The sequence below is a fragment of the Dactylosporangium vinaceum genome, assembly GCF_019904175.1.
Taxonomy (GTDB): Bacteria; Actinomycetota; Actinomycetes; order Mycobacteriales; family Micromonosporaceae; genus Dactylosporangium; species Dactylosporangium vinaceum.
Genome location: NZ_CP061913.1, coordinates 365,183 through 386,389 on the forward strand (window position 1 = coordinate 365,183; position 21,207 = coordinate 386,389).

Consider the following 21,207-nt stretch of genomic DNA (forward strand, 5'->3'; position numbering starts at 1 on the left):
ATGGCACTGCTGAACGAGCCGGCTTCATTCCCGACTGCCATGTGGGTGGTGGCCAGGTACCTGGCGACGTCGCCGGGTCGACGACAGGCCCGCGACACTGCCCAAGCCGTGTTGCGGCCGGCCAGCCTGCTGCCGGCAGGCAAGGCCGAAGGCGACAAAACGTTCGACAACGCTGTCCGCACACTTCAGGATCTGGGTGTTGTCGCGGTCGACGGCGACGACCTCGTCCTGTGCGATGATAATCGGCTGCAGTCCGGCGATGACTACGCTGGCTTCACCGACCTGATACGGATCGGGGTGCTGGAGTCGCACCGCAACGATGGCATCGCCGAGCCAGGCGATTCGGGGCCGAGAGACCTTGTTAGGGCTCTGGCGTGTTTCCTGACACTCGATGCCTACAGTGCATATGACGAGGATGTGCTTGAGGATCTGCTCCGCAGGACACTGCCGCCGCACATCGGGGATCCGAACTTCAACGACGTGCGACGCAACCGGTTCGGTTACTGGTCTCGGGCGCTGGGTTTCGCCGCTGGCCCGCTGCTGCAGACACCCAGCAAGTTGACGCTGCAGCCCGACTGCACCACTGCGGTACAGCGAACTGCTCGCACCCTGTGGCCCAACGGAGCCCGGCTGGCGGCGCGGGACGCGATCGCGAGTCTGACAGAGGCGTTGCCGGTGCTGCCTGGCGGACGTTACAGCGCTGCCTTGCAACTCAAGAAGACAACACCTGACGTCTCGTCGACATTGTCGTTCGCGCTGTTCTGCGGCGAGCAGCAGGGCTGGCTGAGGTTCGATAGCCGCTCCGACGCCGACGACGAGGTGCTGCTGGTCGACCCGGACAGGGCTACGAGCACGTATCGCATCACCCACCTCGTCATCCTGGAGCCGCTCAATGGCTGAGTTCCGTCAATACGTCTGCTGGTCACCGGTCACCGCCGCGACGACTATCAGCACCGAGGCCGTCAGCCCTTCACCGTCTGTCTTCTTCGCCACGCACGTGCCGCTGCGAATCCGGCGACGACACCCGGAAGCGAAGGCGGAAGGTCTCGGCACGGCCGTCACGGAGGAGCAGGTCAGGCGCGACTTCTTGGGCCGGCCGACAGCCAACGGAGTGCTGCTGATGCCCGTCACCGGCGAATCGGGAACCGGAAAATCGCACCTGGTGCGCTGGGTGCAGGAAAAGACACCGTCGACCGACAAACGCCTGGTCATTCACCTGCCGAAGACCAGCACAAGCCTTCGTGCCGTCGTTCGGACGCTGCTGGACCAGCCCGGCGCGGACACGGCAGAACTGGCGCAACTGCGCGCCGACGTCGACCGGATGAGCTCGGAGCTGGACGTCGACAGTCTCCAACGCCGTCTCATCAACGAGCTTTCCGAAGCGGTCACCGTCGCCGACGCGAAGCCAGGCGCGGCCCGGGTACTTGCAGGACCGGACAAGCTGGCGTTACTTCTGCTGGATCCCCACGTGCGGGACCACCTGCTGCAGCCGGGCAAGCTCATTCCTCGGCTCGCCGCAAGTCTGCTGTCGGACCGCCGCGATCGCGAGGGCGACCGGCCAGCAACATTTTCACTCACCGACCTCCCCCTGGACATCGCCGATGTCAACAAGGCATCCGACAAGGCCAAGCGGCTGCTCAGCCTCATCACCAGCCGGCCCGAACTACAGACCGCAGCGGTCGAGATCCTCACCGACCAACTGCCGGTCGCAGTCACCGCGGCCTGGAACATGGGCGGGGGCCGACTGCAGCAGGCGATGCTCGAAATCCGTCGTCAACTCGCCCAGCAGGACAAAGAGATCGTGCTGCTGATCGAAGACTTCGTGGTCCTGCAAGGCGTGCAGCGTGATCTCCTCGACGCCTTGATCGAGGCCGGTGTGCGCGGCGGCAAAACTGAACTCGCGCCGGTCCGCACCCTCATGGCAGTAACCAGCGGCTACTGGGAACGGCTGGAGGAGACAGTCCTAACCCGGGCGAAGGCCGCCACGCCATACCTTTACAACCTCGACGCCGCCCTCGACATCGACGAGCAAGGCCAGGAGGACATCAGCATCTTCGTCGGCCGTTACCTCAACGCGGCACGCGTAGGCCAGGAGGCGCTGGACAACGCCAACGTCGCAGCCGGCGCAGAAGTGCCCAATCGATGCAAGACCTGCGATTTCCAAGAGACGTGCCACTCTGCTTTTGGCGCCTCAGCAGAAGGCTACGGGCTGTATCCGTTCAACTGGCCAGCACTACGCCGAGCCATCCGCGCGCGGCCCGCGCACGACAGCCCCGACACGTTCAACCCACGCGCGGTCATCGGTGAGGTCATCCGACCCGTCCTCGTCGACCATGCTCAGGCACTCAACGGCGGCACGTTCCCAGATCAGCGTTTTCGCGAGGACTACCCCACCGCCGAGGACGAAGAGTTCTTGCTCGGCGCCGTACAACGTGAGATCGAAGAACGAGACTCGGGTGACGCCAGCCGCCGCAAAACGTTCCTCGAGTTCTGGGGCGATGCTCCTAGGAACCTCACCAACCTCGAACCGGAAATTCACCACGCGTTCGGTGTCAGCCTCCTGGCGCTCGACGATGTGGTCGGCAATGCGAGCCAGAGTGCGACACGCAAGCCTGACGAACCGGCTTCCGCTCGGCGGACAGGAGTACGTACCGCCACTGGCGAACTCCCGCGAGCCATAGCGGTGATGATCGAGCACGTCGAAGAATGGCAGGGCCGCCAAAGCCAACTCCCGCAAGGCACCGCAGCCTATCTACGCAACATTATTCGGCAAGCGGTAATCAACCGATGTTTATGGACCGATCCCGTCATGGCCGAGCCGTTGATAACCGAGCTGGACCGCGCGTGGCCATTGAACTCAACGGTGGTATCCATTGAAGATGCCGGCGGTGAGCGGCTACCTGGAACCGCGGACGCCCCGATCCGGTTCAATCGGAATTCAGGCAACGCCACGTTCTTCCGTCAGTTGCTCCTAGCCGGCACTGACGTTGCCGGCAATGCGGCAGCCGTCCGACGTCTGCGTGAGATCACGGAACTTCACCAGAAGAACTTGCAGCAGGCGGCACAGCGCTATCGTCAGGTCACGGACAAGGATCTCGTTCTGGGCATCAGGGCCTCCCTTCTGGGTGCTGCACTTGCCGGCAGAGCATGGCCGGGGATGAAAGACGTCGACCTGCTAGACGCGAGTTTCGCTGATGGTATTGGATGGAAACGGGCGGACTCCTCCAGTCGCACCCCGCAGTGGAACAGCCTCCAAGGGATGCACCAAAATGGTCGTGGAATTCTCACTGAACGACTCAAGGTCGGCGTGGGCTTCACCCGAGGCAAGACCGGCGGCGTGCGCATAATTGACGGCACCCGTGCGCTGCCGTTGGTGCGGCAGGCGGCGCAGGAATGGACATGGCGCAAACCAGAGAGTCCGCTTCCTCCGTGGGTCGATAAGGCCGTATCCGGGTTTCATCAGTTCACCGCGGTCATAGATGCACAATGCGCCCTGCTTCAGCAGAATATTGTGACGATTCGCACATTCCTGCCATCTGGGGTCAGTGGTAGCGAAACGGTGGCGGCCGTCGACCAGGCTTACCGCGCCGCCGTCGGTGAGGGCCTGGGTCCCGAAGATTTGACCGCCTTCCAGGCGTTACTAGCAGATGCCCGGCAGGCGGACTGGCGATGCATCGAGCGAGCTGAGCGGGACCTGGCGCGCGCCGCGGCCGCGGAGGACGACGAAAGTAGGTCACGAGCGACTCTCGCCGCGTGCGCCGTCGACCGGGGCGAAGACCTTGCCGTGATCGAACGGTTCTTGGTAGCGAGCGACTCGTGGTTGACGAAGCGGCTTCAACAGGCCAGGTTGCGGGGTGGGGGATCCGGCGAGTCCGCCGTGCTCCGAGTACAGGAGTTGCTGCGGCAATGGATGGAGGTTGATGGATGACGACGGCATCCGTTCTGGACCGTGCACGAGCGCTCACCGCCGAGGCCAACCGAGTCCGCGAAGGTGCTGCGGCGGAAGACAACGCTAAACGCGTCTTGACCCAAGCCGAGAGCCTCAGCAGCGCATTGGAGCAGCTCCGTCGACTGGTGGAGGCGGCTCGCGCTTTACACGAGTTGGGCGGCGATGTCGATGCCGGCCGGGTCGACGACGGACGAGAGAAGTTCTCCAAGCTCGCCGCCGATGGCCTGCCGTCGGTCCAAGCCATCACCGCCGCGCGCCGGAACGTGGAAACGGTGCTGCAGCGAGTTCAATCCGCACTTACGCAGGCGTGGTCACAATGGACCCGTGAGCGGATCGCCGAACTGCCGGTGCAGCGGCTCTCCGTGCTGTCCGCCGCCGACCAGCGCACCGAACGGACGACACTCAATGACCTCAAGAAATTGGCCAAGATCGAGTCGCCGCACGCGCGGGAGATCGCGTCCTTCGCCACGGGCCACGCTGGCCTACGGACGGCCCTGGAGGACTTGCGGGAACCCGACCCGGAACTTGAGCGGCTACTGTCACGACTGAGCCAACGCGTGACCTTAGATGTATTGTCTGATGCCGATATTGCGCTGCTGCGGGAGTACGGCCTCGCCGACCAGATAGAACTCCATAGGAGGGGTTTGTGACACAGGGACTCGACGGACGCTTCATGTCGGGCGTCCTCGACGATCTGGAGGATCTGGAACTCCCTTTGCTGGCGTGGGGCGTCACCACCGGCACCCTCGCACACGACGAGGTCATCCACGCGATCAGCGAGAGGCTCACCGTCGCCGACACTCCGGTCGATATCACCGCTGACGACGTCTTGTCAGCGCTGCTAGACGCCGCGCTGTTGTTCCGCATCCCGATCCCGGTCGTTTCCCCGCCGCGGTACCGCACCCGGATGGCAGAGACCATCCGCCTCGCGACGCGGCTGCGTCAACTATTCGGCCCGCGCGACCTCACATCACCCCCAGCGCGGTGGTGGGAACAAGGCCGTACCCTGGTCGCCGACTATCGCCTGCACACCACTCGGCGTCGCTATCCGAAGCGCGACATCACCGTCGAGGAGGCGCTCTTGGAACTCGCCAGCATGGATGCCTGGACCGCAGAGCACACGCTGGCCGCCCGCGCCCAACTGAGCCATCCCACCGTCGCGCGATTCCAACTGGACGCCACCCGAACGGTCATCAACGCCATCGCTGCGCGTCAGAGTGCAGGTGTCATAGTCGGCGCAGGTACGGGTAGCGGCAAGACACTCGGCTTCTACCTCCCTGCGTTCGCGGCGATGGCCGAGCACGCCCGCACGGGCGCAACAGGCGTCCACACACTGGCCCTCTACCCCCGCACCGAACTGCTGCGCGACCAGTTGCGTGAAGCAGTCTCCACCGTCCTGCGGGTCAACGGCGACTCGGCAACAACGACCGGCCGGCGGCTGCGGATCGGTGTCCTATACGGCGACACGCCCCACAACGCGCAACGCCTGCGGGCCCAGAACTCGCACGTCGCCCGAGCGTGGCCCAGCCGGGGCGGCGACGCTCTATGCCCCTACCTAGCATGCCCCCGCTGCCGGCAGGACCTTGTCTGGTCCCGGCAAGACCAAACCGACAACCGAGACCGGCTGCGGTGCACACACGCCTCGTGCGGACTCATCATCGACGATGTCACGCTGACCCGCGACTCGCTGCGCAGCAACCCGCCGGATCTGCTCTTCACGACCACGGAGATGCTCAACCGCAATGCCACCGATCCGGGACTCGGACCACTCCTCGGTTGGCGCGGGCCACGCCGACCGTCGCTGGTACTCCTGGACGAAGCCCACACCTACACCGGCATGCACGGTGCACAGGTCGGCCTGCTGCTGCGGCGGTGGCGGCATGCTGTACGCGGTCCAGTCACTTTCGTCGGTCTCAGCGCCACCCTGCGGGACGCTGCAGCGTTCTTCGCGCAGCTCACCGGTCTTCCGGAGGCGTCAGTCGACTACGTCACACCACAGCCACTTGACCTCGAGGAGGAGGGCCGCGAGTACGCGATCGCCTTGCGGGCGGACCCGGTCTCCGGCGCGAGCCAACTGTCAGTGTCAATTCAAACGGCAATGCTCTACGGCCGGGTGCTCGACCTCCGCGACCGCGAGATGCTCTACGGATCTCGCGGTTTTCTGTTCACCGATGACCTTGACGTCACCAACCGGTTCTTCGATGACCTGCGGGACGCGGAAGGAGGACGCACGTCCCGTGGTCCGCGTCGCGCGGGCCGCGTGCTGGCCGGCCTGCGTTCACCCGAGGCCGCATTCCGGGCGGAGCGCTTCACCGACGGCCAGTCCTGGGACCTGGTGCGGCAGATCGGCCGCGACCTGGACCCGAACGCCATCGTCGGAGACCTGCGGGTAGGACGTACCTCGTCACAGGACGTTGGGGTGGACAACGACGCCGATCTCGTTGTCGCCACCGCCTCGCTCGAAGTCGGGTACGACGACGACCGGGTTGGCCTCGTCTTGCAGCACAAGGCCCCCCATGACGCTGCCGCGTTCATCCAGCGACGTGGCCGCGCCGGGCGCAGTCGGGGAACCCGCCCGTGGACGGTCATCACGCTGTCGGACTACGGCCGGGACAGGCTCGCCTACCAGGCATACGACACCCTGTTCTCACCCGAACTCACCGCGCGCCGCCTGCCGGTCCGTAACCGTTTCGTTCTCAAGATCCAAGGCGCCCAGGCCATGCTGGACTGGCTCGCCGTAACGCTGCGGGACGCCCGCATCGATCCGCGCCGACTTCTGACCGCCCCGCGCTCTGACGCCCGCGCAGCGTCGCCGGATCAGCAGCAGACCCTTGCCGACCTTCTGGAACGGCTCATCACCGATCCCACCGTACAGGACAGCCTCATCGTCCATCTGCGCCGATCTCTGGACATCAGCACCGACGAAGCCCAAGCGATTCTGTGGGAGCAGCCGCGCGCTCTGCTGCTCGGCGTGGCACCCACCGCCTTGCGGCGGCTGCGGTGTAACTGGCGGCCTGTGGACCCAGACCCGAACGCCCACCCGGGTAGTCTGCTCCCCGAGTTCCTCACCACGGCCCTGTATGAGCCGCTCAATGTACCCGAGGTCAACTTTCGGCTGCCGTTCACCGACGAGTGGGAAGCTCTTCCCATCGAACGCGCGCTTCGTGAAGCAGTGCCGGGAAGGGTCAGTCGACGCTACGGTCACCGACGCAGCAACGACCGAACGTGGCTGCCGATCCCGCCACCGCAAGCCAACGGCGTACTTGAGCTCACCAGTTTCGTCGAGACCTACACTCCGCAGGGCACGTGGACACCGCCAGGTCATCTACCGGTGCAGGTGCTCCGTCCGCACGTCATGGGACTGCAGCAGCCGCCCGATGAGGTCGCCGACCGGTCCCAAGGTATCCCGGTCTGGGCCTCGGAGATCATCGCACCCGTCAGCGGTCTCTACGCGGCGGACATCCCGAAGCCGTCTAGTTGGGTCGACCGCATCACTGCGGTCGGATTCGCTACAAGCGCCGCCGGCAACCCGGCCGAGGTCCGCCGGATGACCCTCGGAGCCGAATGCGAAACGACCTATGAACGCGGCGCCGCCCGCACCGTCACCAGCAGTGTCCGCTATCGGCTTGAAGACCAGGCCGCCGCCTTGGGCTTCCGCCTGAACGTCGACGCAGTACGGTTCAGCCTCACGCCGCTCGATATCACCCGGCAGGCCGTCGTCGAGCACCTCAGATCGCCGCAGTGGCGGTTGCTGGCATTCACCACCGCAGTCGCACACGATCCGACGCTGGACGAGGTGGCGAATTCGTTCCAGCGGACCTGGCTCACCACGGTGTACACGGCCGCGTACGCGCTGGTCGCCACCGACGCCGACAGCACAGATTGGTCGGGTGAGCGCATCCATGCGTCGCTGCGCGGAGGCGCATGGCGTAGCAACGTCCAACAGATCCTGCGAGCGCTGTATCGTGATGCCGGACCGGTAGCGGCTGCGGCGCCCGACCGCCTCGTGGCTGGGCTGACCGATCTCAGCACCGACTCTAGACTGACGGACTGCCTCGACCGCCATGCACGGCTGCTCTGGACCGAGGACGTTGTCGAGCTCACCAAGGACCTGGCCCAAGAGGTATATCGCGGCACCGTCGCCGCAGCAATCCTCGCCGCCACGCAGCGTGCATGCCCCGACGCGCAAGACCGAGACCTGATTGTGGATGTCGTACCGCCAGCCCAGCCAAACGGTGCGGCCACCATCTGGCTCAGCGAGACGTCGCTCGGCGGGATAGGGGTCGTTGAGCAGTTGACGCACTACTACGCCGAGAACCCGCGCCGATTCTGGGGGCTCGTCGACACCGCTTTGGGGCCGAGCGACCACGAGTACGTCCACACCACCGTCGTACAACTGCTCGACCATGTCGTGTCCCAACCGTCAGGTCCCGCCGCGCAGGCAATGGCAGCCCTGCGCGATGCTGGTTCAGCACATGCTGGTGACAACGCGCTGCAGCAGTTGCGGTCAGCATGGTCGGTTCTCGCCGGGCACCCTCGTCATCAGGCGATCGCGGCGCTATCCACCCGGCTGCTGAGGCCCGGCACAACCAGCGGCACGGACACCACCGCACTCGGGCTGATCCGGGCCTGGGACGGCCTCCAGCAACGCCTGGGCTTCGAAGTAGAAGCGGCGGTCTTCGCCTACCTCGTCGGCACTGGCCGGCTGAGCGTGCCTGGCTTGGGTGACGTGAGCCTGACCCCGGACCAGGTATTCAGCCTGCTCTGGCCCAGGGGTAACAAAGCACGAGTCCAACACCTGCAGCACTACCAGCCCTATGCCGGAACTCCGATGCTGGATCGGCTCCTCGCGCAGGCCGTCCACGACGAACGGCTTCCTGTCGTCACCATCGACGACCCGAACTGGGTTGATGCCTACAAGACGGCCATCCGGGAACGCGGCGCCGTGGTGCTCATTGCCATGGTCCATGAGATGCGGGCCTTCAGCACCGCCTTGAAGACCGTGCCGGCGGTCGCGATCGACCGCGATGTGCTGCGGGTATACGGAGACGTCCGCGCGATCACGCGCGACGGCGGGCACCTCAAGGCCAATGTCGAGGTTCGCGAGGTGGCACAGTGATATTCGAGCGGGTGGTTCGCACTGGCCGTGCTATCGGTCTTCGTATCGATGCGGTGCTCGCGACGGTCCTCGCCGCTGAACTCGTGGCACCGAGCAGCCATCTGTGGCTCGTGTCACCATGGATCAGTGACGTGCCCGTCCTGGACAACACTAGCGGCAGTTTTGACAGCGTGTTTGTCGACCCATCGAACCGGATGTACACGTTGTCGGAGGTCCTCGCGCTGCTCACTAACAACGACGCTCGACTGAGCGTTGTTGCGCGGCCCGACCCGCACAACAACCCGTTCTTGGAACGTCTCCGTCGTAGCGCGAACGGCGCAAACCTTCAGATCCAAGAACACGGGGACGTGCACGAGAAGACACTTTGCGGCGACGAATGGCTCCTCACCGGTTCCATGAACATGACACTCCGCGGCATGCAGATTAACGATGAGGCGATGACGTACAAGGTCAGCACGGAAGCCGCAGCGGCCGCTCGCCTCGACTTCCGGCACCGATTCGGAGGATTTGCATGACGGGGCGCCCCGCCCAGCATGGCTACGCCGCTCGGGCCGACGAGTTCATCGAGATATTCTTCGGGCCGAGCAACCCGGTGTGGCCTGACCGGGACCCGGACTCGCCCGTCGGACGCCGACTCCTACCCTATCTGCAGGTTCTCCACGAGGCATCGGACGTCCCCATAGTCCTACCTCGCCAAGACCTGGAGACCCGACAGTGGGTGGCCTACGTGATCCCTCTGGACGGCCGTCATGCGACCGCCGTGGGCGAACTACTCCAGGCGTTCATCGGAACGAGCTTCGCTCGATTCCACGGTCTACCGGCCGTCCTCAACGCGGACGATCCAGTCGACCAGGCTGTTCTCAGGTTCGCCGGACACCCATCTATCTTTGTTGTCACCAGCCCCCGCTCGGCCGAACGGCATATGTGGGATGCCATCCGACTGCTGCAGCATGCAGTGCGAAATCGTCCACGACGGTCCTGGCACGCACCCGCTCCCATCGGACGATTGCTCAGCCAGTTCGACGTCGCAATGGCAGCCGGCGACAATGCCGCCTCCGCATCAGTCCTGGAGCAACTCTCGGCCACCGGCGGCCTGAGCGCGGCGAATGTTGCTCACCTGCGAATCAAACGCCTGTCCCGGCTCGGCCGGAACAGCGAACTCCTGCGGATGGCGGAACTGCCGGACGTCGTCATCACCCGTCCGCCGACCCCGATCCGCGACGCTGTCCTAGCCGCCGTCTTCGCCACCGCACTTGCTGAACCCCTGGCGGCCGGTGATCTGGCCGCAGCACGCACACGTCTGATCGAGGCCGGAACGCTCGTGCCCGCGCTCATGGACGGCTCGTTGACCCAACTCAGCGCCGAGGCGCTGGCCGTGCTCGCACTTGCCGCACTCGTGGTGAACAGCACACCCATTTCCGATCTCCTACGCAGCGAGCCACGTTTCCTCACGCTGGTCGAGCAGTTGGCTCCCGGCCTGGCCGCCGCGTACCGCACCCCGCGCCTCGATGCGCCTCAAGAACTCGAAAGCCAGGAGCCCGACGACCATCCGTCCCGCACCGACCTCCCGTCCTCTTGGGTCGAGTTGGCACGAGCGGTCGCATTCGACCTAGACGTCGGCGACGTGATCACCAACGAGTCGTGGAGGCATTGGCCGCAAGCAGCGGACGCAGACGACCAGATCGCGGACGTGATGAGCCAAGTCGACGACGTAGCGGCCGACAGGATATGGACACTCGTTGGCCCGTTCGTCGACTCTGACCGATACCTGCGCCCGGCTGTGCGATCCGCGCATGAGTTCCTCACCAATGCCTTGACTCATGATCGCTTCAGCCCAGGAGACCTGGCCGGCATCGTTGCCCTCACCGAGATCGTGCTTCGGTCGGCTCCTGATGCGAGCACGTATGCACAGCTATTGGACGACCTGACGGCCGACGCTCCGCGATGGGTCGGACCCGATCGCGCCCCGGTCGTTCTGGATCTCGTTGACCTTCTCGCACGATCCGCTTGCCCAGATCCGGCTGCTCGCCTCCAAGTCGGCTACCGCCTTCTGCGACCGCTCAGTGACCACAGCACTAGACTCGACCATGACCAAGCGACGTTCGCCGTCCAACTCAGCACAGAGATCGACGTAAACCTTCCCTGGGCAAGGCCCGTCGACGAAACGGCAGGCGAGGTCTGGAACAGCCTGCCGGCGCAGCACGTCCTGCTGTACTCGCTTGACGAAAAGGTCCTCGACCGCGTAGCTGCGGCACTCGGCGACGTCGCACCGCAGATTACCGTGATCACAAGCCATGATCACGTCGGAAGCCGCCAACTGAAGCAGTGGGTACGGCGTGCCGACGTCATTGTCATGGCCACGCGATGCGCGACTCACGCCGCGACCGGTTTTATCCGTGCAAACTGCACACCGAGCACAGTCGTCCGTGAAGCCGATGGCAGCGGCTCGGCGTCGCTGCTTCGTGCCGCGACGGCAGCGTTGACCCATCCGGCGTCATCGAGCAGGTGACGCCAACGCGGGGCGACCTTCCACAGACCACAAACCGCCGTTCAGGAGCCGTCAGAACCCGCCCTCGAATGCTCGAATAGCCGTCCCGCTCAGCCCGCCACCTGTCGATGACGAGCCGGGACTTGCTACCGGGCGTTCCAGTACCTACCGAGCAGACCTGGGCCTGACCCGATTCGACGGACAAGGTCGAAGTGTTGATCCTCAAGCTACCCTGAGGGCGGTCAGTGGCCGGATGGTGGCGCCGGTCTCGTAGGCGGCTGGGCTTTGGTCGCCGAGGCTGGAATGCCGTCGGCGGGTGTTGTACCAGCCCTCGATGTACTCGAATATCGCCTGCTTGGCGGCGGCTCGGGTGGGCCAGGCCCGCCGGTGGATGAGTTCGGTTTTGATGGTGGCGAAGAACGACTCGGCGACCGCGTTGTCCCAGCATTGCCCGCGCCGGCCGACCGACAGCCGCACCCCGTGCCGGCGGGCGTGCTGGGCGCTGACGTATTGACAGCCGCGATCGGAATGGAACACGAGCCCGTCAGCGGGCCGGCGGCGGCGCAGCGCCTCTTCGAGGGCAGCGTCGACCAGGTCGGTCCTCAGATGGTCGGCGACGGCCCAGCCCACGACCCGGCGGGAGGCCAGGTCAATGACGGTGGCCAGATACAGCCAGCCTTCCCATGTGTTGATGTAGGTGATATCGCGCGCACCAGCGCGTATCGATCGCCGTCGCGTCGACGGCGAAGTCCCGCCGGATCAGGTCCGGCCGCTTCGCCGCGTGAGGTCCGGGATCGTGGTGACCTGCCACCGGCGCGGGCTCTTGCCGGCGATGCCGGCAGCCCGCATCCGCCGGGCAATGCGTTTGCGGCCGTGCCGATGGCCTGCGTCGGCGAGTTCGGCGTGGATGCGCGGCGCCCCGTAGGTGCCGTTCGGCGCCGCGTGGATCTGCAGGATCTTCGCGGTGAGTTGCTCGTCGACGCGCTCACGGGCACTCCTGATGTTGCGGGTGTAGTAGGCGGACCGGGAGACCTGCAGCAGCTCGCACGTGCGTTTGACGCTGTGCTTGCCGGCCTGCTCCGCCTCGATGAACGGATACACGTTCACCGGATCTCCCTCGCGAAGAATGCCGTCGCCCGCTTCAAAATCTCGTTGTCCTGCTGCAGCCGGCGGTTCTCCTGCCGCAACCGGGCCAGTTCCGCCCGCTCGTCGCTGGTCAACCCGTCCGTACGGCTGCCGGCGTCGAGTTCGGCCCGCTTGACCCACTGCCGTACCGCGGTCTCGGTCAGATCAAAATCCCTCGCGATCTGACCGATCGTGCGGTCACCGCGCTGACACAACTCCACGATCTCGGCCTTGAACTCAGCCGTGAACGCCCGCCGCGGCCTCGATCGCTTCTTCCCCATACTTTCCATGATGCTGGACATCGGGACTGTCAAGAAAACGGCTCTGGCGCAGAAACGGTGGTGCCGGTCGGTCTCATGCGAGCAGGATTCGTTGGCGTAGCAGGGCGAAGCCGGCTCGGCCGTACATCTGGCGTTTCAAGAGCTTGACCTTGGTGTTGGCGCCTTCGATCGGGCCGTTGCTGTAGGGCAGGGTCAGACCGGCAACGACGGCGGGCAGGTCCATGCGCAGACCGTGGGCGAAGCTGTGCAGGGCTGGCAGGTCGTCGGCGTTGACGGTGGTCATCCAGGCGTCGAGGTCTTGGCCTCGGCGTTCGGTGAGCAGGCCGGCGAACTGCTCGACCCGCTCGGCGAGGGCAGTGAGGTGCGCGCAGGCGGTGAGCAGGTCGTGCCGGTGATCTCGGTGCTGGGTGGGGAGTTCGGTGGGTTTGGTCATCAGCCAGGCGACCAGTCGGCGTGGTGACGGCGGCTTTCTCGCCGCATCGGCGCGGCCCTGGTCGAGGTACCGGACGAGGAGGTTGGCGCTGCCCGTGTAGCCCAGCTCGCGGATCTCGGCCAGCAGCAGCGTGACCGGGACGCCGGGGTCTTCGGCGCGGCGGCGGCGCAGATGGTCCCGGAACGGGTCGACGAGGGTGCCGCGGTAGCGCGGCGGGCGTTGCAGCTGCTCGGCTGTGGCCGCGCGGGCGTAGCGTTTCACCGTGTTCAGCGCCCAGCCGAGCCGTCGGGCGCACTCGAGGAGGCCGTGACCTTGGTCGAGGAGGGCGTGCACGGCCCGGTGCTGCTCAAGGGTGCGTCCGTCCAATGGCGGCGGAGGCCGGGCCGGGCCGTCACGCCAGCAGCCACTGTGAGCGATCACCGTCTTCTCCACGGCCCTGGCCAGGTTTGCCCACAGATGCCACCGGTCGCTGACCTGCACCGCGTGCGGTGCTCCGACGCGGATCGCCTCGGCGTACGCCGCGGCCCCGTCACGGCAGACGACCCGCACCCCGGGATGCGCGCGCAGCCACGCGGCCAGGGTGTCCGCCTTGCGATCGGGCAGGACGTCGACCCGCCGGTGGGTGACCGCGTCGATGAGCAACGTCGCGTATCGGCGGCCACGACGCAGCGCGAAGTCATCAACGCTCAGCACCGCCGGGACCGGCCCCTCGGGCACCGGCAGACCGAGCAGGACCCGCAGCACGGTGCACCGCGAGATCCGCACGCCGAGGCGGTGCAGCACCGCCGCGCCGGCCCGCCCAGCCACGACGACGGCGAGGTCACCGACCAGCACGGTCAGCTGCCGGGTCCGCCGCGCCCACCGGGTGGTCAGTTCGGGCACCTGCTCGCGGAACGTCTGCTGCGGGCAGTCCGCGGTCAGGCACCGCAACCTTCGGACCCGCATTTCCACCACGACACCACGCCCAGCAACCGGCAGCGCAGCAAGCCGCCGACGGTGATACGCATGCACCCGCCCGGTCGGCGCACCACACGCCGGGCACCCCACCGGCGTCCGCTGCGTCCTCGCCGACACCGTCACCACCCGACCCTGCTCGATCAGCTCATCGATGAGCAGCGAAGACAGCTCCGGCAGCAGCGCTCTGACCCAAGCAAGATCGCACCACCGTCAGTGTTCCTCCCAGCCATCGACCTCGATCGACCGGCACCACCGTTTCTGCGCCAGAGCCAAGAAAACGGTGTAACTCGATCTTGTTGAAGGGTTAGTTCCGGCCCGTGGTGAGGCGGCCCTCGAAGGCGAGGTCGAAGGCGTTGAGGGCGGGTTTCCAGCGGATGGTCCAGCGGCGTTGGCCAGCTCCGGTCGGGTCCAGGGCCATCACGGCGAGGTAGACGCACTTCAGGGCGGCCTGCTCGTTCGGGAAGTGCCCACGGGCCCGCACGGCTCGGAGGATGCGGGCATTGATGCTTTCGATGGCGTTGGTGGAGCAGACGACCTTGCGGATCTCGGCGTCGAACGCGAGGAACGGCACGAACTCGGCCCAGGCGTTTTCCCAGAGCCGGATGATGGCCGGATACTGCTCGCCCCAGGCCTCGGTGAACTCGAGGAAGCGTTGCTCGGCGGCGGCCTCGGTCGCCGCGGTGTAGACCGGCTTGAGCGCCTTGGCGATGGCGTCGTAGTGCTGGCGGCCGGCGTACTTGAAGGAGTTGTGCAGCAGGTGCACCACGCAGGTCTGGACCACGGTCTTGGGCCAGACGGTGTTGATCGCGTCGGGCAGGCCGGTCAGACCGTCACAGACGGCCATCAGCACGTCCTCGACGCCGCGGTTCTTCAGCTCGGTGCACACGCTGAACCAGAACTTGGCGACCTCACCACCGTCGCCGGCCCACAGGCCGAGAATGTCGCGGGTGCCCTCAACGGTCACCGCGAGGGCCGCATAGATCGGGCGGTTCGCGACCTTCCCGTCCCGGATTTTGGTTCTGTCGCTGATCTTGTGATGGATGTTGACTCATCTGCTCAGGAGGATGCGTTTGCGAAGCAGGTCAAGGCCGGCCCGGCCGAACATCTGCCGTTTCAGCATCTTGATCCGGTTGACCGTGCCTTCGACCGCTCCGGAACTGCATGGGAGTGAAAGTCCATTGTGGACGGCGTCGTAGTCTCGGCGGAGACCACGGGCGAACGATGCAAGCGGCGCCAAGGTGTCGCGTTCCACGGCATTGATCCACTCCTCAAGCCGATTGCCGTGCCGACCGGTCATCATCACCGCGAACGCCCGCACATGGCCGACAAGCCGACGCAGCGCGGCATCATGAACGCGAATCCCTTGCAGCGCAGCTCTTTCGGCATCGTTCAGACGGTCAGGACGGGTCATGAACCACGAGGTCACCTTTCGGACCGACGGCGGTTTCGGGCCGATCTGCGCTGCGTGACCGCGGCCATGCCGAAACCGTCGCAGATACCGCTGGACCGCTAGCTCCCCGCCGGGATAGCCGAGCTGCCTGATCTCCCTGAACAACGCGGTCGCGTTGCGTTCACCCTCATGCCAGCGCCGGTGCAAATAGCCGGTGTAGTCATCGACGAGATGCGTCCGCTGCTCGGTGATCGCCGTAAGGTCATCCACCGACCGGGCCCGGACGATCTTCCGGACCGTCGCCGGGTGCAGCCCGAGCTCACGACCGATCGCCGCCTTCGACAATCCCGTCGCGACGAGCGCATGCACCGCAGCGTGCTGTTCCCGGAACCGGGCAACAATCTTCAACTCCGGCAACTGCTGGATCGCCGGCGGCGCATCGGCCACCGCAACCTGCAGCGTCGGCTCACCTAGATGAGCGCGATGCTCGTTCACCGTCTTCTCCACCGCCTGACCAAGGTTCTGCCACAGATGGAACCGGTCAGCAACCTGCACCGCCTGCGGCGCACCCTGACTGGCGCCCTCCGCATAACCACCGGCACGGTCCCGGCAGACGACTTCGGTTTCCGGATGCCGCCGCAACCACACCGCCAGGTCATCACCATCCCGGCCCTCGAACAGATCCAGCGGCCGACGCGTGTCCATGTCGATCAGCACCGTGTCGTATCGGCGGCCTCGACGGAACGCGAAATCGTCCACGCCGACCGCCCGGACCGGTCCCATCACCGGATCCGGCAAGGCCCGCACCAGCCGCAGCAACGTGTCCCTGCTGACACCCAACCCGGCCGCAGCCGCCAACCGCACCCCCGCCCGACCCGCCAACGCCAGCCCGATCTGCGTCAACAGCCCACACAGCAACGGCGTGAACCGATCATGCGGCCTCGTGAGACCTGGCACCTGCTCAGCGAACGTCATCGCCGAGCAGTCCGCGTTATCACACCGGAACCGGCGCACCCGCAACCGCACCTTGACGTCCAACCCGCCAGCCGCAACATCCCGAAGCTCGCGTAGATAGCCGCCATGAATCCGCCGGGACGCCACACCACACCGACCACACACCCCAGTCGCAGACCGCATCCGAGCCTCGAGCAACACCACCCCGGACCCACGCTCAACCCGATCAATAACCAGGTCAGCCAGGTGCGGCAGCAACTCTTCCACAACAGAACACGCCGCACATGATCGTCAATATCGTTGCCAACCCGTTGAACATGTCCACATCACAAGATCAGCGACAGAACCCGGATTTTGACGTTGATCGCGTCCAGGAACACCACCGGATACACGCGGTCCAGGGGCCGGTGCTGCCACTCGGCCATACCGTCCATGACCTTGTCCGTGATGGTGGAGATCGTCTGCCGCGACACATCAGCGCCATACACCTCGGCCAAATGGGCGCTGATCTCACCGTTCGTGAGCCCTTTCGCCGACAGTGACAGCACCATGTCCTCGACCCCGGACAGCCGCCGTTGCCGCTTGCGCACGAGCTGCGGCTCGAACGAGCCGTCCCGGTCCCGCGGCACGGTGATCTGCACCGGCCCGACGTCGGTGAGCACGGTCTTGGCCCGGGTGCCGTTGCGGGAGTTCCCGCCGTCTTTGCCGGCCGGGTCGTGTTTGGCATACCCGAGGTGATCGGTGATCTCCCCGTCCAGCGCGGCCTCGATCACCCGCTTGGTCAGCTGCTGCAGCAGACCGCCTTCACCGGTCAGCTGCAGGCCCGCTGCGCGGGCCTGCTCCACCAGCCGGCCGACCAGCTCGGCATCAACACCCTCCGGCGTCACCACTGGAGTCGTCTTCTTCACCACCGCAGCAGTATCCCCGGCGGCCTCGATCGTCACGGTCATCAGGTGTCTCCTTGATCGGGAGTTACACCGTTCGTTTTACAGTCCCTGGACATCCTCCCGGAGACCCCAGGTCCCCTGATCTCGGATGTCCGTCAGAACGGGGCAGGCCCAGCGCCCGGTGCGCCGCCATTCGGCGACGCGCTGGTCGGTCCAGATGAGCGGCTTGGCCGACCTTACCGGTGGCAGTTCGACGTGGGTGGCCGCGTTGTAGGTGATCATCTGTCGGCGCATGGCGGCGTTGAGTGCAGCCCGCAGGGCGGCTTGGATGCGGCGTTGCGCGGCGGGTCCGGCGGGTTTCATGGTGCGGCGGTCGCCGTCGAAGCGCTGGCCTAGGTTGAGGTCGGGGTCGGCGAGGTGGGCCTGGAAGGCTTCGTTGTGGGCGTTGATCGCGTCGAACATCGCGGCGACGTGTTTGCCGGTGAGCCGGACCAGTTTGATGTGGCCGAGGTGTGGCTTGAGGTACTTGCGGATGTTGTCGGCGTAGTTGCGGCGGGTCGTTTCGCGCAGTGAGCGGCGGCCGGCGAGCCAGGCGTCGAGCCATTCGCCGACGGTGACGTCGTCGTGTTCGCCGTCGCTGTGCAGCAGTCGGCGGCCGGCGGTCTGGTCGGGGAGGGGCTCGCGGCGGCTGATGGCGCCGGCGATGAGGTTGCCGATGCGGGTGGCGTCCTCGGGCTCGTCGGCCAGGGCGAGCAGCGTACGGATGCGGTCGAGTTCGGTGTCGGCGTCGGCTTTGGTGGCGAAGCCGCCGCGGCGCAGTGGGCGGCGTTTGCCGGCTGCGGTTGGCGGGAGTTCGCATTGGTACTGCCAGATGCCGTGCGTCGGGTGCCACGAGCCGCCGGGGCGGCGCAGTTTCGGGCACGCGCGGCCGTAAGGGCGGCCGGTGGCGGGGTTGGTGCAGCTGCACCGTTTGTAGGTGGTGCCGTTCAACCGTGCCTCCTAACGGGCGGTCGGTGCGGGTCGCGGGTCGTGTCGATCGACGCTTCGCTTCGGGCGGTGGTCAAGTCGCCGGTACCGGTGGGGTCGGCGATGGCGAGCAGATGGGCGACGGCGACGCGGTAGCGGCGGCCGATCCGCAGGACCGGGACGGGGAATTCGCCGGTGGCGGCGAGGGCGTAGGCGGTGGAGCGGCCGATGCCGAGTACGGCGGCGGCGGTGGGCAGGTCGGTGACAGCGCCGAGGGCGCGGATGTCGTCGACGGTCCAGATGCGCGGTTGCGTGGTGGACACGGTGCTTCCTCTTTCGTCTGGTTGCTGAGCTTGCTGCATGGTTGCGGCGAGGGCCTGGGCCGGCGGTGCGGACGCCGGCAGGTTGGGCGGGGATCAGGCGGTGAACTGTGCGAGTGCGCTGAGGCGGTGGCGGTACCAGCCGGTGTGGGCCACGGCCCAGACCTCCCCGGCGGGTAACGGTGTGCCGGCGCGGTGGCCGGTGGCGACGGGGACGGCTACCGGCTGGTCGGTCAGGAGGTGTTGGAGGTTGCGTTCGCGAGCGGGGCTGTGCAGCCAGAACAGGACGGGCCAGACCCGGCCGAGGGCGCGGGCGAGGTCGGTGTACCCGTCGAGCTTGTTCACGAGCGTGTACAGCGGTTCGGTGCCGGTGTCGTACTCGAGGAAGAACGGCACCGTGACGTTGTCTTCGCGCCATTCGCCGTACCCGTCGGGCCGTACCCGCGGCTGGTAGGCGTGCAGCAGGGCCGGGTCGCCCGGGCGGACGAACGCGCCGGGGCGGCGGCAGGTCGACTCCGACCACCAGGCCGCCAGTTCGGTGCGGGGATGGGTGCGGGCGTGGGCGGCGAGGCCGGTGAAGAACTGGTTGACGCCGAGGCGGTGGGCGAGGAGGTGCCCGGCAGTCCAGCGCCGGTGTTCGGTGCGGGCGTGTTCGCGTCGGGGCGGGCGTTCGCCGCGGGCGGCGGCGATGGTTTCGGCGCCGAGTTGGGCGATGACGTAGTGGTACGGGTAGGAGCCGCCGTCGGGGCGGTGTGGCCGGAACCGCTGGATCAGGCGGAGGCCGGTCAGGGTGCGCAGGCGGCGCTGGCAGAAGTCCAGTGACGGGAACAGGGCGGCCGAGATCTGGAACGAAGTGAGGACACCGTGGTCGTAGAGCCAGCCGAGCAAGGTGCGGTCGCGGTCGGTGAGCCGGAACTGGACGCGCAGGACGGGATCATCCATGACGGTTCCCACCCCGCCGGAGACCCCGAAGGAGAGGGTCTGTCGCAGTACTGCCGCCGGTCGGCGACAGCGGCTGCGGGCTGCGGTGTGAGCGGGTTGGCGGGGTCGGTTTCGGGGTCAGGGTGAAGACCGACCCCATTGGTGACGGCAAGCGGGACGGTCGGGCTGACGGCAAGCCGAGACCGGCGGCTGGGCAGTGGCAGGGCATGGTGGTGGCCAAGCGGGCGCTCCATTCTGATCATGGATTGAGCGAGTGCTGTCGGGACTTGTCATGTGGGCGGTCGTGTGCCCTGTGCCGGCGTGGCCGGCGGCGGGACCGTTCCCGTTGTGACGACCGCCTGGTATGGCCGGGAGACGCGCCAGCCGTGGTGGCGCCTTCAGCTGCGGCGTGTCTGGCGGTGCGCCACGACCCTTGCGGCGATCTGTCACCTCTCAAACCGGCGCTTGTGAGCTGTGGCGAACACCTGGCCATCTCACAGAGGTCTGACACCGCCGCCGGTCGCGCGTCAGTACTGCGGATTCGTACGTCTCACAGCCGTGGCGGTCGCTGTGAGACGCACGATCTCGCGTCGTCTGCGTGCCGGAGGCGAGCGCCTGCCTCGCTGTGCCTGCACGGCTGGCAACCAGCCTGCCGCCGCGCCGGCTTCCGGATCGGGACGGACGGTCCGGCGGCCTCCTCGCGCCGCCGGACCGTACACCCCCTATCCGGGTTTGTGAGCGCTGGCGAACGCCCCCGCGGCTCACAGCCGCTCACAGACCGCACACAACGTCATTGGCCACCCGCCGCTCACACACACGGGCGGCCGTGTGAGCGGCTGTGAGTCCGTTGTGAGCAGATGGCATCCGCTGCTGTGAGTGTCATGCGCTATGGGCGCCGCGCTGTCCAGCGGGAACCGTGTCACAGTGTCAGGTCATCGCCGCTGACGGACACCGTTGTCACGGTTCGATGTGCCGTGTCAAACCGCAGATCAGGCGACTTTTACATCGATCGATGTCGTTGGCATTGACATGTCGGGCCGGGATGTCAACGCCATGTGACAAGCGCTGTGACGGCACCGGAGTGGTGTCACGGTGTCCGCGTCGCGGTCCTGCCGCGCCGCTCCAGGGTGGCGGTGACGGCCGCGGCGAGCACGGCGGCCGGTACGCCGAGCGACTCGGCCAGCACGTCCACCATGGCGCCGCCGGGCAGCCGCACGCCGCGTTCGTACCGTGACAGCTCATGCCGCGTGATCGTCGTCCGCCCGGACACCTGGCAGATCCGGTCGGCCAGCTCCCGCTGACTCAGCCCGAGCGCCCGCCGGCGGTCCGCGACGAGCGCACCGAGGGTGGTACTGACGGAGGCGGTGTCCATCGACGCTCCCAACAGGACGGTGGACGTCGATCAATGCTCACCTTC

General features: G+C 66.6%; 15 protein-coding genes and 2 pseudogenes. 6 read left to right on the forward strand and 11 right to left on the reverse strand.

Going from position 1 to position 21,207, the window contains the following annotated elements; all coding sequences use genetic code 11:
* The 6 genes from dpdG (at position 1) to dpdD (ending at position 11,577) form a co-directional block, all read left to right on the forward strand.
* Positions 1-900 (forward strand): protein DpdG, encoded by a 900-nt coding sequence (gene dpdG, locus Dvina_RS01740; RefSeq protein ID WP_223100621.1) that lies wholly within the window; start codon positions 1-3, stop codon positions 898-900.
* A complete protein-coding gene (dpdH, locus tag Dvina_RS01745; RefSeq protein WP_223100622.1) occupies positions 893-3,928 on the forward strand; it encodes a protein DpdH in 3,036 nt (1,011 codons plus the stop codon). The genes dpdG and dpdH overlap by 8 nt, the downstream gene beginning before the upstream one ends.
* Positions 3,925-4,599 carry a hypothetical protein gene (locus tag Dvina_RS01750; RefSeq protein WP_223100623.1) on the forward strand — a complete coding sequence of 225 codons (675 nt, stop codon included), beginning with the start codon at positions 3,925-3,927 and terminating at the stop codon, positions 4,597-4,599. The genes dpdH and Dvina_RS01750 overlap by 4 nt, the downstream gene beginning before the upstream one ends.
* Positions 4,596-9,068 (forward strand): protein DpdJ, encoded by a 4,473-nt coding sequence (dpdJ, locus tag Dvina_RS01755; protein WP_246655961.1) that lies wholly within the window; start codon positions 4,596-4,598, stop codon positions 9,066-9,068. Before Dvina_RS01750 ends, dpdJ begins: the two co-directional genes overlap by 4 nt.
* The gene (gene dpdK / locus Dvina_RS01760) at positions 9,065-9,583 is read left to right on the forward strand and encodes a phospholipase D-like domain-containing protein DpdK (RefSeq protein WP_246655962.1); all 519 of its coding nucleotides are present in this window, start codon (positions 9,065-9,067) and stop codon (positions 9,581-9,583) included. Before dpdJ ends, dpdK begins: the two co-directional genes overlap by 4 nt.
* 212 nt (positions 9,584-9,795) lie before the next feature.
* A complete protein-coding gene (dpdD, locus tag Dvina_RS01765; protein WP_223100624.1) occupies positions 9,796-11,577 on the forward strand; it encodes a protein DpdD in 1,782 nt (593 codons plus the stop codon).
* Between the two features lie 201 nt (positions 11,578-11,778).
* On the opposite strand, the gene Dvina_RS01770 is transcribed toward dpdD, so the two are convergent.
* From Dvina_RS01770 to Dvina_RS01820, 11 genes and pseudogenes are all read right to left on the reverse strand, one after another.
* Complete coding sequence (locus tag Dvina_RS01770) at positions 11,779-12,279, reverse strand: IS3 family transposase (RefSeq protein ID WP_223105260.1); 501 nt, start codon at positions 12,277-12,279, stop codon at positions 11,779-11,781.
* 36 nt (positions 12,280-12,315) lie between these two features.
* A complete protein-coding gene (locus tag Dvina_RS01775) occupies positions 12,316-12,663 on the reverse strand; it encodes an IS3 family transposase (RefSeq protein WP_223100625.1) in 348 nt (115 codons plus the stop codon).
* The gene (locus Dvina_RS01780) at positions 12,660-12,962 is read right to left on the reverse strand and encodes a transposase (protein ID WP_223100626.1); all 303 of its coding nucleotides are present in this window, start codon (positions 12,960-12,962) and stop codon (positions 12,660-12,662) included. Before Dvina_RS01780 ends, Dvina_RS01775 begins: the two co-directional genes overlap by 4 nt.
* Before the next feature lie 73 nt (positions 12,963-13,035).
* Positions 13,036-14,532 carry an ISL3 family transposase gene (locus Dvina_RS01785; protein ID WP_223105261.1) on the reverse strand — a complete coding sequence of 499 codons (1,497 nt, stop codon included), beginning with the start codon at positions 14,530-14,532 and terminating at the stop codon, positions 13,036-13,038.
* Between the two features lie 124 nt (positions 14,533-14,656).
* A pseudogene (locus tag Dvina_RS01790) lies at positions 14,657-15,367 on the reverse strand (IS256 family transposase); the annotation flags it as partial.
* 33 nt (positions 15,368-15,400) lie between these two features.
* Entirely contained in the window at positions 15,401-16,879 is a 1,479-nt protein-coding gene (locus tag Dvina_RS01795; RefSeq protein WP_246656477.1) for an ISL3 family transposase, read from the reverse strand.
* A gap of 164 nt (positions 16,880-17,043) precedes the next feature.
* Positions 17,044-17,646, reverse strand: a pseudogene (locus tag Dvina_RS01800) (transposase); the annotation flags it as partial.
* A gap of 36 nt (positions 17,647-17,682) precedes the next feature.
* The gene (locus tag Dvina_RS01805; protein ID WP_223100628.1) at positions 17,683-18,573 is read right to left on the reverse strand and encodes a tyrosine-type recombinase/integrase; all 891 of its coding nucleotides are present in this window, start codon (positions 18,571-18,573) and stop codon (positions 17,683-17,685) included.
* On the reverse strand, positions 18,570-18,872 hold the full coding sequence (locus tag Dvina_RS01810; protein ID WP_246655963.1) for a helix-turn-helix transcriptional regulator: 303 nt from the start codon (positions 18,870-18,872) through the stop codon (positions 18,570-18,572). Before Dvina_RS01810 ends, Dvina_RS01805 begins: the two co-directional genes overlap by 4 nt.
* A gap of 93 nt (positions 18,873-18,965) precedes the next feature.
* A complete protein-coding gene (locus Dvina_RS01815) occupies positions 18,966-19,811 on the reverse strand; it encodes a replication-relaxation family protein (RefSeq protein ID WP_223100630.1) in 846 nt (281 codons plus the stop codon).
* A 1,066-nt stretch (positions 19,812-20,877) separates the two neighbouring features.
* Positions 20,878-21,162 (reverse strand): helix-turn-helix domain-containing protein, encoded by a 285-nt coding sequence (locus tag Dvina_RS01820; protein WP_223100631.1) that lies wholly within the window; start codon positions 21,160-21,162, stop codon positions 20,878-20,880.
* Between the last annotated feature and the right edge of the window lie 45 nt (positions 21,163-21,207).

Coding starts and splice junctions, on each gene's coding strand:
- Dvina_RS01815 (WP_223100630.1), bottom strand. CDS start 19,811: ATGGATGATCCCGTCCTGCGCGTCCAGTTCCGGCTCACCGACCGCGAC.
- Dvina_RS01795 (WP_246656477.1), bottom strand. CDS start 16,879: ATGCGGTCTGCGACTGGGGTGTGTGGTCGGTGTGGTGTGGCGTCCCGG.
- Dvina_RS01750 (WP_223100623.1), top strand. CDS start 3,925: ATGACGACGGCATCCGTTCTGGACCGTGCACGAGCGCTCACCGCCGAG.
- dpdH (WP_223100622.1), top strand. CDS start 893: ATGGCTGAGTTCCGTCAATACGTCTGCTGGTCACCGGTCACCGCCGCG.
- Dvina_RS01780 (WP_223100626.1), bottom strand. CDS start 12,962: ATGGGGAAGAAGCGATCGAGGCCGCGGCGGGCGTTCACGGCTGAGTTC.
- Dvina_RS01820 (WP_223100631.1), bottom strand. CDS start 21,162: ATGGACACCGCCTCCGTCAGTACCACCCTCGGTGCGCTCGTCGCGGAC.
- dpdG (WP_223100621.1), top strand. CDS start 1: ATGGCACTGCTGAACGAGCCGGCTTCATTCCCGACTGCCATGTGGGTG.